This is a genomic window from Caulobacter sp. SRI_008, from assembly GCF_057586355.1.
The window spans coordinates 31,791-45,206 of sequence record NZ_JBYCZS010000008.1 but is presented as its reverse complement, the minus strand read 5'-3'; the positions used below and the strand labels follow the sequence as shown (position 1 = coordinate 45,206).

General features: G+C 68.1%; 11 protein-coding genes. 1 reads left to right on the top strand and 10 read right to left on the bottom strand.

The window, feature by feature from the left end; genetic code table 11:
• Positions 1-5: 5 nt before the first annotated feature.
• From AC2YHT_RS08940 to AC2YHT_RS08895, 10 genes are all read right to left on the bottom strand, one after another.
• Positions 6-239, bottom strand: a complete 234-nt coding sequence (locus tag AC2YHT_RS08940; protein ID WP_487289272.1) for a hypothetical protein — start codon at positions 237-239, stop codon at positions 6-8.
• Positions 236-1,213: a M15 family metallopeptidase gene (locus tag AC2YHT_RS08935; RefSeq protein WP_487289270.1), complete on the bottom strand. Its 978-nt coding sequence runs from the start codon at positions 1,211-1,213 to the stop codon at positions 236-238. Before AC2YHT_RS08935 ends, AC2YHT_RS08940 begins: the two co-directional genes overlap by 4 nt.
• Positions 1,214-1,229: 16 nt before the next feature.
• On the bottom strand, positions 1,230-2,726 hold the full coding sequence (locus tag AC2YHT_RS08930) for a CoA-acylating methylmalonate-semialdehyde dehydrogenase (protein ID WP_487289269.1): 1,497 nt from the start codon (positions 2,724-2,726) through the stop codon (positions 1,230-1,232).
• 158 nt (positions 2,727-2,884) lie between these two features.
• Positions 2,885-3,409 carry a flavin reductase family protein gene (locus tag AC2YHT_RS08925; protein ID WP_110122043.1) on the bottom strand — a complete coding sequence of 175 codons (525 nt, stop codon included), beginning with the start codon at positions 3,407-3,409 and terminating at the stop codon, positions 2,885-2,887.
• 216 nt (positions 3,410-3,625) lie between these two features.
• Positions 3,626-6,235, bottom strand: coding sequence for a TonB-dependent receptor plug domain-containing protein (locus AC2YHT_RS08920; protein WP_487289268.1), 2,610 nt, complete (start codon positions 6,233-6,235; stop codon positions 3,626-3,628).
• 455 nt (positions 6,236-6,690) lie between these two features.
• Positions 6,691-7,608 (bottom strand): hypothetical protein, encoded by a 918-nt coding sequence (locus tag AC2YHT_RS08915; RefSeq protein ID WP_110122045.1) that lies wholly within the window; start codon positions 7,606-7,608, stop codon positions 6,691-6,693.
• A 10-nt stretch (positions 7,609-7,618) separates the two neighbouring features.
• Positions 7,619-8,536, bottom strand: coding sequence for a glycosyltransferase family 2 protein (locus AC2YHT_RS08910; RefSeq protein WP_487289266.1), 918 nt, complete (start codon positions 8,534-8,536; stop codon positions 7,619-7,621).
• Positions 8,536-9,675 (bottom strand): GNAT family N-acetyltransferase, encoded by a 1,140-nt coding sequence (locus AC2YHT_RS08905; RefSeq protein ID WP_487289264.1) that lies wholly within the window; start codon positions 9,673-9,675, stop codon positions 8,536-8,538. Before AC2YHT_RS08905 ends, AC2YHT_RS08910 begins: the two co-directional genes overlap by 1 nt.
• Before the next feature lie 67 nt (positions 9,676-9,742).
• A complete protein-coding gene (locus tag AC2YHT_RS08900) occupies positions 9,743-10,240 on the bottom strand; it encodes a GAF domain-containing protein (RefSeq protein WP_487289263.1) in 498 nt (165 codons plus the stop codon).
• A 104-nt stretch (positions 10,241-10,344) separates the two neighbouring features.
• Positions 10,345-12,666, bottom strand: a complete 2,322-nt coding sequence (locus AC2YHT_RS08895) for a methyl-accepting chemotaxis protein (protein ID WP_487289262.1) — start codon at positions 12,664-12,666, stop codon at positions 10,345-10,347.
• Between the two features lie 121 nt (positions 12,667-12,787).
• Here AC2YHT_RS08895 and AC2YHT_RS08890 point away from each other — a divergent pair, with 121 nt between their 5' ends.
• A complete protein-coding gene (locus tag AC2YHT_RS08890) occupies positions 12,788-13,408 on the top strand; it encodes a hypothetical protein (RefSeq protein ID WP_487289261.1) in 621 nt (206 codons plus the stop codon).
• Positions 13,409-13,416: the final 8 nt, after the last annotated feature.

Genomic DNA, 13,416 nt, shown 5'->3' with positions numbered 1-13,416 from the left:
CCGCCTCAGGCGTCGCTGAGATAGAGCGTCACCAATTGGGGCATGCGGCTGGCCCATTCGATGGCTTCGGCGACCGAAAGGCCGTCCCGATCCTCGAAGAACACGTGATGGACGTCGTCGGGAAGCTCGGCCTGGTCGGCATCGGGGCAGCTGTTGTCGTGCCAGGTGGCCTCAACGATGGCGTTCACGGTCTTCCAGCGATGGGGGCGCTTACGGTCGTCGATGATGTTGAGGATCATAAGCCGCTCTGTCCCCCCGCCAGTTCCGTGAAGGTCTTGGTTCCGATCGGATAGCGGCGCCAGTCGCCGTAGTCGAAGTGCCACCACTCTTCCGGATAGATCTCGAAGCCCTGGGCGACCATGGCGTCGCGGAGGATCTGGCGCAGCGCCCGCTGCCGGGCCGTTCCGCCGGCGAAGTCGGCGTAGGAACGGGTCGACATCTCGTCGTAGCGGCTGGGCATCTGGACGACAGCGCCGGTCGCAAGGTCGTGGAGCGTCAGATCGACGGCGCAGCCGCGGTTGTGGCGCGAGCCCTTGGCCGGATCGGCGACGAAGACGCGGCTGGCCGGTGGCGTGGCTTCCCAGAACATCCAGGTGACGAACCATGGGCGATAGGCGTCGTGGATCGTCAGGCCGTAGCCTTGCGCCGCCAGCGCCTTGGCGGCGCGGCCGAGCGCCTGTGCGGCCGGACGCTGAAGCCAGGCCGCCGGGCGTTCGTAGAGCTTCAGCCCCATGAAGTTGTCGCGGTCGGCGTAGCGGATGTCGAAGGCGATCGTCGGGTCGATCGTGGCCAGATCGACGAGATCGGTCGGCAGGAACTGGCCGCTCTCCTTCGGCGGCGTCGCGGCCAGGGCGCGCTCGCGAAGGGCCTTGGGATTGGCGCGGACGGCGCGGCGGATGCCGGCCTGGACCTCGGCCCCGAAGTCACGGCGCGGCAGGATGGCGCCGTTCCAGCGGATCCCACGCGCGGTGACCAGCAGTTCGCCGCCGCCCTCGACGGCGTAGCGGCCCGCCCCCAGCGACGACAGCCGCCGGGCCGGTTGGCCATGGTCGAAGAAGCCGAGGCCGCCGTCGTCGGTCTCGAAGACCGTCACCGGGGCCTCGGGAACGCCGTATTGCCCGACCAGGGCGAGATCGGCGGCGGCCAGGGCCAAGCCGGGCGAGAGCCCCGAAGCCAGCATGCCGGCGGCGATCGTCCTGCGCGTCTGGCCCATCGCCGCCCCCTGCCCGCTATTTCATGGTCGGGATGACGAAGGCGCTGTCCTCGACGTCGCCTTCGGGCCAGCGGGCCGTGACCGTCTTGACCTTGGTGTAGAACTTCACGCCCTCGACGCCGTGCTGGTTGGTGTCGCCAAACGCGCTGCGCTTCCAGCCGCCGAAGGTGTGATAGGCCACCGGCACCGGGATCGGCACGTTGATGCCGACCATGCCGACGTTGACGCGCTGGGCGAACTCGCGGGCGGCGCGGCCGTTGCGGGTGAAGATGGCGACGCCGTTGCCGTACTGGTGCTCGGACGGCAGGGCGATGGCTTCCTCGAAGCTTTCGGCGCGGACCATCTGCAGGACGGGGCCGAAGATCTCCTCCCGGTAGGTCTTCATGCCCTTCTTGACGCCGTCGAACAGCGACGGGCCGATGAAGAAGCCCTTCTCGAAGCCCTGAAGCGAGAAGTCGCGGCCGTCGACCACCAGTTCCGCGCCCTCGTCGACGCCGATCTGGATGTAGTCGGCGATCTTGGCGCGGTGCTGGGCGCTGACCACGGGGCCGTAGTGGGCGGCCAGGTCGGTGGAGATCCCGACCTGCAGGGTCTCGATCTCGGCGACCAGGCGCTCGCGCAGCTCGTCGGCGGTCTTTTGGCCGACCGGAACGACGACCGGCAGGGCCATGCAGCGCTCGCCGGCCGAGCCGAAGGCCGCTCCGGAGAGGTCTTTCACGACCTGGTCGAGGTCGGCGTCGGGCAGGACGATGCCGTGGTTCTTGGCGCCGCCCATGGCCTGGACGCGCTTTCCGTGCGCCGTGCCGGTCTGGTAGACGTAGTGGGCGATGTCGGAGCTGCCAACGAAGCTGACGGCCTTGATCTCCGGATGGGTCAGGATGGCGTCGACGGCGCTCTTGTCGCCGTGAATCACGTTCAGCACGCCCTCGGGCGCGCCGGCCTCCATCATCAGCTCGGCCAGCTTGACCGGAACCGTGGGATCCTTCTCCGACGGCTTGAGGATGAAGGTGTTGCCGACGGCGATGGCGACGCCGAACATCCACATCGGGATCATGGCCGGGAAGTTGAACGGGGTGATGCCCGCGACGACGCCCAGCGGCTGGCGCATCGAATAGACGTCGATGCCGGGACCCGCGCCCTCGGTGTATTCGCCCTTGAGGATATGGGGAATGCCGCAGGCGAACTCGATGACCTCGAGGCCGCGCTGGATGTCGCCCTTGCTGTCGGCGATGACCTTGCCGTGCTCGGACGACAGGATCTCGGCCAGCGAATTCATGTCGCGCTCGATCAGGCGCTTGAACTCGAACATCACCCGAGCGCGGCGCTGCGGGTTGGTGGCGGCCCAGCCGATCTGCGCTTTCGCAGCGGCCTGGACGGCGGCGTCGATCTCGGCGTCGCTGGCGAACTGGACGCGAGCCTGGACCTCGCCGGTGTTGGGATTGAAGACGTCGCCGTAGCGCCCCGAGGCGCCGATGAGGGCTTGGCCGTTCACGAAATGGGCGATGTCTCGCATGATGCGCTCCCTAACGCTGTTTTTCGGCGTCAATAGCATCCGAGAAACGGCGCGTATCCTGGAAAATCTGACCCTGGATCCCTTCGGGCTCCAGGGGCAGACATTTAGCGCGCGCCCGGGCGGGTTAGCCGCCTACACCTAACCCTGGCGCGCTTTGCCTATTCGGCGTCGACGTGGACCCGGCGGAACCGGCCCTGGAGATAGACCAGCGGCTCATGGTCGGGGTCGTAGCGCAGCTTGACCACGCGGCCGACATAGACCCGGTGGTCGCCGGCGTCGAAGACGTGGTGGGTCTCGCACTCGAAATTGGCCATGCAGCCGGGCAGGATCGGCACGCCGGTGCGCCAGGTCTCGGTGTCGATGCCGGCGAAGCGATCGACGCCCTTCTGGACGAACTGGCGGGCCAGGGCCTGGTGGTCGGCGTGCAGCACGTTGACGGCGAAACGGCCGGCCGCGTCGAGAGCCCCGAGGCTGGACGATTTCAGGTCGACGCAGACCAAGGCCAGCGGCGGGTCCAGCGAGACGGACGTGAAGGAATTGGCGGTCAGGCCGACGCGGCGGCCATCCTGCGCCAAGGTCGTGATGACCGTGACGCCGGTGGTGAAACACCCGAAAGCGTTGCGCAGGGCGCGGGCGTCGTGTTCGCCGCCTTCCCCAAGTTCAATCGTGACTGCCTGACTCATCTTGCCCTAGCAGTGCGGCAAAGCCGGGTCTCGGGCAAGGGCGCGATCCCGCCCGGAGGACGTCATGGCGTCCTAATGAAGTTTTTGCTTACTTGCTGATCACCCGCGCCTGCGCGCCGATGACCTGAGAGGATGCGAGAAGACGGCCAGGAACGCCCTGGCCGCCTCCCCGTCTCGCCGCCGTCACCTCGTGGAGACGGCAGGTTTTCGAAGCGCCTAGTATTTCACTTTCAGGCGCGCATACCAGAAGCCGCCGTTCATGCCGAACGGACCGCCCGAGCGCGGGTAGATCTGACCATCGGCCGTGCTGCCGGTGATGGCGTAGATTGGGTTGGCCGTGGTCGGGGCCAGCTTGTCGGGATATTCGTCGAACAGGTTATTGGCGCCGACGGTGAGGGTGTACTTCTCAGCGACCGTATAGCTGATGTCGAGGTCGGCGGTGACCTTCGCGCCGAACGTCTGGCCGGGATAGTCCTGGTTGGTGCTCCATTTGCTGTAGTAGTTGCCGCGGGCGTTGATCAGGAAGCCGGCGATCTCGTAGCTGGCCGAGACATTGGCGCGGTGCTTGGGCGTGATGTTCTCGATGTCGTAGATCCGGTCGGCGCCGATGGCGACGGGATCGGACTTGGTGACCTCGCTCTTGTTGTAGCTGTAGGCCAGGGTGAGGCTCAGCGGGTTGTCCAGCAGCTCGGTGCGATAGCTGGCGACGGCGTCGATCCCCTTGGTCTCGGTGTCGAAACCATTGGTGAAATAGGCCACGGCGCCGCCGACGCCGACCGCGGCGAGCGCGGGTTGGGCGACGATGTCGGCCGCGGTGACATCGAAGGTGCTGGTGATGCTGATGCGGTCCTTCACCTTGATGAAGTAGCCGTCGACCGTGAGGGTGAAGTTGCTCATCGGGTTGAAGATGAAGCCGACCCCGTAGTTGGTGGACTCTTCGGGCGTCAGGGTCTTGGCGCCGAAATACTGGGCGATGGCGCTGGTCACCGGATAGGTGCCGGTCTGGACCTGCTCGCCGCCAGGGGCGAAGGCCGTCGTCAGGATCTCGGTGTTGCTCTGCCCGGGAGACGGGGCGTGGAAGCCGGTGCCGACGGTGCCGCGCACCGAGAACATCCCGGAGAACCGATAGAGGGCGTTGACCTTGCCCACCACGGTGTCGCCGAAGGTGTCGTAGTCCTCGTAGCGACCGGCGACGCCGACCGTGAAGGCCTCGGTGACGTCGGTCTCGGCGCCGAGATAGACGCCGTAGTTGCTTTGGGTCGAGGTCTTGGCCGAGGCCGGGCTGGTGCCGCCATAGCCGCTGGCGCCGGGCGACTGCGAGGCCGTCTCGGGATTGCCGCCTACGATCGAGCGCGTGTAGACGCCGGGCGAAACCTGCACATACAGGGGCTGCACGGCGTAGGGACCTGCGGCGTAGGACTGCAGGTCGCCGGCGGTGGCTTCATACTCTTCGTGCCGGAACTCGGCGCCGCCCGACAGGGTGACCGGGCTGGCGAACCCGACTTCGAGCGGATAGGTCAGGTCGAGGTTCAGGTTGGTTTCGCGCTGGATCAGCTTGCCGAACTTGAACGACGTTTGGCTGGCCGGACCGAAGGAGGCATTGAGCGACTTGGTCATCGCCAGGTCGAGCGAGTTCTTCGCCACGGTCGCCGATAGGTCGTAGGTCAGGCCGCTGTCGGCCTTACCCTTGACGCCCATCGTGCCGTAGAACTGTTCGACCTCGCCCTGGAAGCGCGGGGTGAAGCCCGCCGGATAGATGGACGTGAAGCTGAAGGTGTTGCCGTCCTTGACGAAGCCGCCCGTCGGGCAGGTGGCGTTGCCGGTCGGGCAAGGCGTCAGATAGATCGGGGCGAAGGAACCGTTGCGCCCGGGCGAGCCGGTGGCCGGCGTGCCGGTGCCGTTGTTGACCGCCAGCGGCGTGGGGGCCGAGATCGGCGAGCGATAGTTGAAGCTCTGATCGGCCTCGCGATGCCCGACATTGGCCGTCAGGTAGATGCTGGTGTTGTCGTTGACGTCGTAGGCGGAGTTGACGAACAGCTTGTAGCCGTTGGTCGGCGACGAGCCCCAGATCTGCGCCGGGCCGGGATAGTTGGGCAGCTGGTTGGCCAGGGTGGGATTGTTGGCCGCGAAGACGGCCGCGATGGGCCGGGTGGCGCCGCGGCTGGTCTCGCCGTCGTCGAAATACTCGGCCGACACGTTGACGAAGCCGGCGTCGAACAGCTTGAAGCCGCCGTTGACCGCGAACTGATAGCTCTCGCCGTCGCCGGCATAGGTCTGGCCGTAGCGCGCCTGGGCCTCGAAGCCGCTGTCGGCGTCGCGCAGGCCGTAGTTGATGACGCCGCCGATGGCGTCGGAACCGTATTGGGCGGTCGCGCCGTCGCGCAGGATCTGCAGGCTCTTGACCGCGATAGACGGGATCATCGACAGGTCGACGGCCTGGGCGCCGAGCGACAGGGCGGTGTCGCCGCCGGTGACGACCTGGACCAGGGCGGAGCGGTTGTAGCGCTTGCCGTTGATCATCACGAGCACCTGGTCGGCGCCGAGACCGCGCAGGGACGGCGCGCGCACGAAGGTCGAGGCGTCGGAGATGGTGTTCTGCGGGACGTAGAACGACGGGACGAGGTTCTTGACGACGTCCAGCATGTCGGCGGCCGGCTGGCGGGCGAGCTCTTCGCCGCCGAAGACATCGATCGGAGACGGCGAGTCCACGACCGACCGGTCGGTTCTGCGCGTGCCGAGAACGATGACCGTATCGACCTCGGTCACGGCTGGTTCAGCCGGTTCGGCCGGCAGATCGGCCGCATTGGCCAGGCTGGCGTACGCCAAGGTCAGAGAAAACGCTGAAATACCCGAAAGCAAAATAGTCCGTGAGCACTTAGTCATGCATACCCCCTCGTGGCGCTATGCGCGCGCGTTTGCTTTCTCCGTGGCGCTTCCCGGTTCGAGTGTTTTTATTTGATAATAAAAGTCGGGCGATACATTCGAAGAATGTCGCCACTGAAACAGTTCGTCAGGCTTGCAACTTGCGCAATAGCTCCCGCCGTCCTCGGGGCGTAACGGGGGCTTCAGGCGCGTCGGCGCCCCTTTGCACGGCGCCCGCCATGATTTTTTGCAGCGCGATGATCATGATTGCGGCGCCAACGAGCAGTCGACGCCAGCTTCAACTCCAGGAGGAGTCGGTCGGGCGTGTCACACGACGGTCAGCCGAACGGGCAGCCGAACGGAAGCGCGAGCGGAGCGTGCGCCGGGGGTCTGTCGGTGCGTCGGGCCTGGGGCCGCGCCTAGGCGTGCTCGACCAGCACGCCGGGCCGGGCGGCGTCGAGGCCGAAGGTCACCGGCAGGTGGCGCACGTGCGGGGTCTGCAGGTTCAGGGCCTTGGCGCCGCGGGCGATGGCAAGCTTGCCAAGCGCCGTGGGGCCAAAGCCCGCCTGGACCTTGGGACTGGCGCCCAGCCGGCGGCGCAACACGCCGTTGGCGTAGATGACATTGGCGCGCATCAGGGCCGGCGGGGTCATGAATTCGATCGAGATCGAGACGTTCAGCATCGGGCCGTTCTCGATCCGGTGCGGGGCGTTCTGCTTCCAGGTGACCATGGAGCCGGGCGTCAACTCGACGGCCTGGGCGCCGGCGTCCCACGCGGGCTCGAAGGCGAACTGTTCGGCGGTCTCGCGCAGCACGATCTTCTCCAGGGCCAATTCGCCGACGTAAGGATCGGCGACCGGATAGACCCAGACCTTCTTGACGCCCCGGATCTGCCACAGCGACACCAGCGGCACGTCGAGATGGTAGAAGACCTGGGCGTTGGCGCTGCTGATCAGCATGCCCAGATCGCGCTTGAAGGTCTTGAGGCCCGGGACCTCCCTCTCCTTCTCGGCGAAGATCTCGTCGCAGAGGGCGGCGTATTCGGGGACGTGGTCGTTGGTGTGGCGGAGGTTCAGCCAGATGCGGCCGGCCTTGGCGGCCTCCAGCAGCTGGTCGCCCGACAGGTTGCCAGCCGAGCCCTTGCGCCAGGTGGTCCAGGCCTTGGGGTCCTCACCCATGGTGAAGACGCCCAGCAGCTCGCGCGGATAGCGGTCGAGCAGGCGCGCCAGGCCTTCGTCGTCGAACATCGGCCGCTCGTGCAGGCCGTGCTTGAAGACGAGGTTTTCCTTGCCGAAGGCCTTGGCCTTTTCCGGGGTCCAGTCGTGGATGATGGTCATGACGCCAGCCTCACGCCGAGTGTCCGTAGAAGTGGATCTTGAAGGGGCCCCACCACAGGGTTTTGCCGAGGCCGCGAGCGGCGCGGTCGAGCCATTCGGCCCGGTCGCCGGCGCGGGTCAGCCACTTGAAGCCGGCCACGGCCCCGAACAGGGCGGCCTGGACGACGCCGACCGCCATCCAGCGGGCAACCCCCGCCCGATCCGGTGGAACGGCGGCGGCGCAGTGGGCCGAGGGGCCCTGGCCGTAGGCGAAGGCGCGGCGGATCGTGTAGTCGAGGGTCAGGCGCTCGGGCAGCGGGTCTTCCCAGACCCAGGCCGCCGGCTCCCAGGCGAAGACCGCGCCGGCCGCCTGCATATGGCCAAACAGCATGTCGTCCTCGCCGCCGATATGGTTGCGCTCGACGGCGAAGGGCGCGAGCGGATCGGGCAGGCTGGAACGCTTCAGCAGGCTGTCGCCGCAGCCGTAATAGTGGTCGATGACGCCGGCCTGATCCGGGCCCAGGCGCGAGAAGAACCGCTCCAGATAGTCGCGATGGGCGGAGCCTTCAGGCGCGCGGCCGCGGACGGGTCCGAAGACGACGTCGGCGGCATAGCGGTCCTGAGCCGCCAGCAGGGCCGCCAGCCAGCCGGCCGGAGCCTCCTCGTCGTCGTCGAGGAAGGCGATGAACTCGCCGGACGCCTTGGCCATGCCGGCGTTGCGGGCGTTGGCGACGCCGGCGCGGGGCTCGTGCACGTAGTGGACGGGGAACGGCGCTTGCGCGGCCAGAGCCTCGGCGACCGGTTGCGCCGAGGGCGTCTGGTCGTTGTCGACGATCACGAGCTCGAGCTCGGCGTGATCCACCCCGGCCTGGGCCAGGACCGAGCGGGCCGCGACGGTGAGGCCGCCGGGCCGACGCTGGGTCGGGATCATGATCGTCACGCGCGCCATCAGACCTCCATCGTCGCGTTGCGGCGGCGGCCCTGGGAGGCGACGGCGTCGACCAGCCCCTTCACGCGCCCGCCCATCGTAAGCTCGGTGCTGGCGATGATGTCCATGCGCCGGCGCAGGCGCGCAACCGGTCCCTGGCCGTTGGCGCCGGCCAGAGCCCAGACGCCTTCCACCGAATGGGCGACGCGGCCGGCCATGCTGGCGGCGGTGACGGCGCCGTCGGCGATCAGGGTCTGGGTCAGGCCGTAGGAGTGCTTGTAGTGATCCGAGCCTGGACCAAGGTCGTAGCGCGACAGGCCCAGTTCCGGCATGGCCGCGATGGCCCGGGGGAAGAAGATCTGGCCCGGCGACCAGGCGGCGAAGGCCGGATTGGTCGAGGCGATCCACGGGTGGTAGGTCGCGCCCTGGCGCACCCCGAAGTGGCCGGCCACCAGCTGGCCGCCGGCGTAGAGGTTGATCATCAGCCCCCGGAAGTCGCCCTCGCGGGTCTCGAACAGGGTCTGGAACAGGTCGCGCGTCCATTGCGGGCGCAGGAAGTCGTGCACGCCGGTGCGCTCGATCTGCTCGCGCTTCCAGGCGATCAGCTGGTCGAACGACTCCTGGGAATGGTCGGCGGCCTTCAGCACCACCTGCCCCATCTCGCGCTCGAGCTTGTTGTCCAGGCGGCGGTAGTTCTTGATCTTCTTGGGGCTGCCCGAACGGACGGCCTCCAGATAGGCGTCGACGTCGTCGCCGATATCGATGACGTAGGCCGCCGTCGTCGGCTCGGCGGCGAAGGCGTGAGCCGGATCGACAAGGCCGGTGTAGCGGAACACAGCCAGGTCGGCGGCGCGCAGCACCTGGGCCGCGTCGATCTCGACGCCGGGCTTGGCGATCAGGCCATGATAGTCGGACAGCGGCGCGCCGATCGGGCGGGCCATGCCGCCAGGGCGGCGATGGTGCGGCAGGAAGCCGATGGTCTCGCCCTCGCGCCGGATCACCGCCACCCGCGCGTCCTCGCGCACCCGGCCGACGGCTTGGGTGAAGTCAGGACCCAACAGCGGGCTGGCCAGGGCCGGATCGGCCGCGGCGAAGGCTCGCCACAGGGCCACGTCCGCCTGGGCCATGTCGGCGGGGTGCAGGGTCTCGACTTGCAGCATGTCCACCTGTCCTAATCCGGCTCGGCTAAGGAATGATGGAAACAATTCTGCAACCTCGGGGCCAACCTCAGGATACGAAGGTCGCGCCCAGGATGCGTTCGAGCCAGACCTTATCGGTCTCGTCGAAGGCGGCGGGGCGGTCGGAATCCACGTCGAACACCGCCAGCAGGCGGCCTTGCCCGTCGAACACCGGCACGACGATCTCGCTGGCCGAGCGGGCGTCGCAGGCGATGTGGCCCGGGAAGGCGTGGACGTCGGCGACCAGCTGGGTCTGGCCGGTTTCGGCGGCCGCGCCGCAGACTCCTCGCCCAAAGGCGATGCGCAGGCAGCCCAGCGTGCCCTGGTAGGGACCGACGACGAGCTCGCGCTCCTTGGCCGGATCGACGACGTAGAAGCCAGTCCAAAAATAGTGGTCGAAGCTGTTGGCCAGCATCGAGGCCACGGTGGCCATGCGGGCCGTCACGTTGCCTTCGCCGTCGAGCACCGAGGCGATCTCGTCGGCCACCTCGGCGTAGCGGGCGGACTTGTCGGCGGAGAGGGTCTTGTCGTTGAAAGCTTCAGCCATGGTCCGGATATAGCGTGATCGTGCGCGGAAGCGAGCCCCCGCGCACGGCGTTTTCCCCAAGCTTCACCGTCCCGTTCCGGGCAAGGCCCGGAATGGCACAGCTCCTAGAATTCCTCCCAATCGCCGGGGCGCGATTGCGGGGCCACCTTCAGGGCGTTGGCCCCCTGGACGTAGCGTTCGCGGAAGGCCTCGCGGCGCGGGGCGGCCGGCTGGCGCGGCGGCGCGCGCAGTTCGCGGACCTCGGCGCCGACCTGGAAGCGGCCGATCAGGCGTTCGAGTTCGGCGGCCTCGCTGGACAAGGCGTGGCTGGCGGCGGTCGACTGCTCGACCATGGCCGCGTTCTGCTGGGTGACCTGGTCCATCTGGTTGACGGCGGTGTTGACCTCGGCCAGGCCGATGGCCTGTTCCTTGGCCGACGAGGCGATCTCGCCGACCAGGGCGTTGATCTCGGAGACCTGCTCCATGATCTGCTGCAGGGTCTCGCCGGTCTCGCCGACCAGGCGCACGCCCTTGCCGACCTCGTCGGTGGAGGCGCGGATCAGACCCTTGATCTCCTTGGCCGCGTCGGCCGAGCGCTGGGCCAGGGCCCGCACTTCCTGGGCGACGACCGCGAAACCACGTCCCGCCTCACCGGCCCGCGCGGCTTCGACGCCGGCGTTCAGGGCCAGGAGGTTGGTCTGGAAGGCGATCTCGTCGATGACGCCGATGATCTGGGTGATCGACTGCGACGACTTCTCGATGCCGCCCATGGCCTGGACGGCCTCGGTGACGACCTTGCCGCTCTTCTCGGCGTTGGCCTTGGCGCTCTCGGTCAGCTGACGGGCGCGCTCGGCGCCGTCAGAGCTCTTCTTCACCGTGGCGGTGATCTGGTCGAGGGCGGCGGCGGTCTGCTCCAGGCCCGCGGCCTGGCGCTCGGTGCGCTGGGCCAGGTCGTCGGAGGCGTGACTGATCTCGGCGCAGCCGGTGCGAATGCTCTGGGCGGCCGAGAGGATGCCGGCCATGGTCTGCTGCAGGCTCTCGACGGCGGCGTTGAAGTCGCGCGGCATCTTGCGGGCGTCGCCGGCGAAGCCGTCCTCGCGCATGCGCCAGATCAGGTCGCCGTCGGCCAGTTTCTCCATGCCTTCGCCCAGGGTGGCGACGGCGGCGGCCTGGGCCTTGGCGAAGGCCTCGGCCTCTTCGGCGTGGCGCTGGCGCTCGATCTCGGCGGCGGCGCGTTCGGCCTCCTGCTCGGCGCGGCGGCGCTGGCCGTCGGCCAGATCGTGGCGGAAACCGTCGAGGGCGCGGGCGATGGCCCCGATCTCGTCGCCGCCGGTCACGCCGGGCACCGGCTGGTCGTAGCGGCCTGCGCTCAGGGCGTCGACCGACTGGGTCAGGCCCGACAGCGGCTTGCGCACCAGGCTGGCGCTGGCCAGGAACAGGGCCAGCAGCACGGCGCCGGTGATCACCACGCCGCCGACCAGCAGGATCATGGCCAGGCGGTCGGCCGGACCGGTGATGGCCGAGCGCGGCACGTCCATGACCAGGGCCCAGGTGGTGTTCAGTTCGGGAATGGCGATGGGACGGATCATCCGCTCCATCTCCTCGTCGCCGACCTTGACGCCGCTGAACAGCGCCGCCTCGCCGCCGCTCAGGGCCGCCTTGACCTTGTCGGCGCCTTCGTCGGCATAGGCCGTGGTGCGCTTGTCGGCGTCTGGGTGGGCGACCCACTTGCCGGCCGCCGACAGCAGCATGACGCGGCCGCCGCCCAGGGGCTTAAGTTGTTCGAGGCGCTTGGAGACGCCGTCCAGCGACAGGTCGACGCCGGTCGCGCCCAGGAACTGGCCGCCGATCATCGCCGGATAGACCACCGAGGTCATCAGCTCGGTCTTGCCGGCGACGGTGTAGGGATAGGGCTCCAGCAGCGCGGCCTTATGGGTGTCGCGCGGGATCGTGTAGTAGGGCTGGCTGTATTCGTTGCCCTCGTTGAGGGGCTGGAACACCACCTTGCCGTCGGCGTGCACCCAGTACGGGGTGAAGCTGCCGTCGGGATTGGCGCCCATCTCGGTCTGGCCGGCGAACTCGGCGTCGCGGCCGTCCAGGGCGTTGGGCGCGGCCATGAACCAGCTGCCCATGACGATCGGCGTGGCGTCGGCCTGGGGCCGCAGCATCTCGATATAGGTCTTGCGGTCGCGCAGGCCGGCCGAATGGGCGGCGGCGATCGCGCCGGCGGTCGAGCGCGAGGTGGCCTCGACCCGGCCGATCTCGGTGCGGATCTGCTCGATGGCGTCGTCGGCCACGGCGTCGGCGTAGCGGTGCGTCAGCCCCGCCACGATGCCGGAGGTGTGCATCGACACCGCCACGGCGGCCGCGATCAGCAGAAGACCGATGGCCAGACCGGCCACCGTCACCAGCTTCCACGCAATGGTCAGCCGACCGAACGCCTTCATAAAAGAATCTCCACAGCCCGAGCCTTAAGCTTGGTTGTGGCGCTCGATTCCTAACGGCGCTTTAACCGAGATTAACCTGCGACAATCTGGCGCCTGCAAGGCTTGCGGTCGAAGCGACCGCGTGCAACTTCAAGGCTCTCCACAACTCGCGCCTCAGCCGCGCAGCGCACGCATGTTTGGATTTCGCGACCGCCTCGAATGGCGACGCCGCCATCGCTACGACGGCACGCAGAGGCCCGATTGGAAGGGACAGGTTCGGCTGGACCTGAGCGTCAGGCGACACTTCGGCTTCGCCAGAGGAACCAGCTACCAGTTCGCGGTCGGCCGCTGGCCCGATCCCATCGGCGACAGCCTGGTGCTGCGCGAGGACGGGTTCGATCTGGTCTTTCCATTGTTGGGCGCCGCCTGGCCCGCCATGCCGCCCTATGTTCGCTGGGGCGCCAACGTCATTCCCGTAGAAGCCCGGACGGCCTTCGCCGCCGCGTTGCGTCTTGAAGTGTCCCGCCTGCGTCGCTTGCGGTTCGCCGCCGCCATGCCTCCTGGTCGGCGACCGACCCCGCACCGGCTGGCGGCCTTCGCGCCGAAGGTTTTCCGCTCGGGCGAATACTCGGTCGAGGAGATCCGGCAGGCGTTCGCTGACAACCCGCTGCGTTATCTCGAAGCGGCGCGGCTGTTCGAAACGCTGGCGGCGTGGCTCGACGGCGTGGCCGAAGTCGAGCCGGTCAGCCTGCTGGGGATATGAGGCGGCCG

What these genes read in the sequence shown, in the direction of transcription:
- AC2YHT_RS08940 (WP_487289272.1), bottom strand. Translation starts at nt 239, where the DNA reads ATGATCCTCAACATCATCGACGACCGTAAGCGCCCCCATCGCTGGAAG.
- AC2YHT_RS08935 (WP_487289270.1), bottom strand. Translation starts at nt 1,213, where the DNA reads ATGGGCCAGACGCGCAGGACGATCGCCGCCGGCATGCTGGCTTCGGGG.
- AC2YHT_RS08930 (WP_487289269.1), bottom strand. Translation starts at nt 2,726, where the DNA reads ATGCGAGACATCGCCCATTTCGTGAACGGCCAAGCCCTCATCGGCGCC.
- AC2YHT_RS08925 (WP_110122043.1), bottom strand. Translation starts at nt 3,409, where the DNA reads ATGAGTCAGGCAGTCACGATTGAACTTGGGGAAGGCGGCGAACACGAC.
- AC2YHT_RS08915 (WP_110122045.1), bottom strand. Translation starts at nt 7,608, where the DNA reads ATGACCATCATCCACGACTGGACCCCGGAAAAGGCCAAGGCCTTCGGC.
- AC2YHT_RS08910 (WP_487289266.1), bottom strand. Translation starts at nt 8,536, where the DNA reads ATGGCGCGCGTGACGATCATGATCCCGACCCAGCGTCGGCCCGGCGGC.
- AC2YHT_RS08905 (WP_487289264.1), bottom strand. Translation starts at nt 9,675, where the DNA reads ATGCTGCAAGTCGAGACCCTGCACCCCGCCGACATGGCCCAGGCGGAC.
- AC2YHT_RS08900 (WP_487289263.1), bottom strand. Translation starts at nt 10,240, where the DNA reads ATGGCTGAAGCTTTCAACGACAAGACCCTCTCCGCCGACAAGTCCGCC.
- AC2YHT_RS08895 (WP_487289262.1), bottom strand. Translation starts at nt 12,666, where the DNA reads ATGAAGGCGTTCGGTCGGCTGACCATTGCGTGGAAGCTGGTGACGGTG.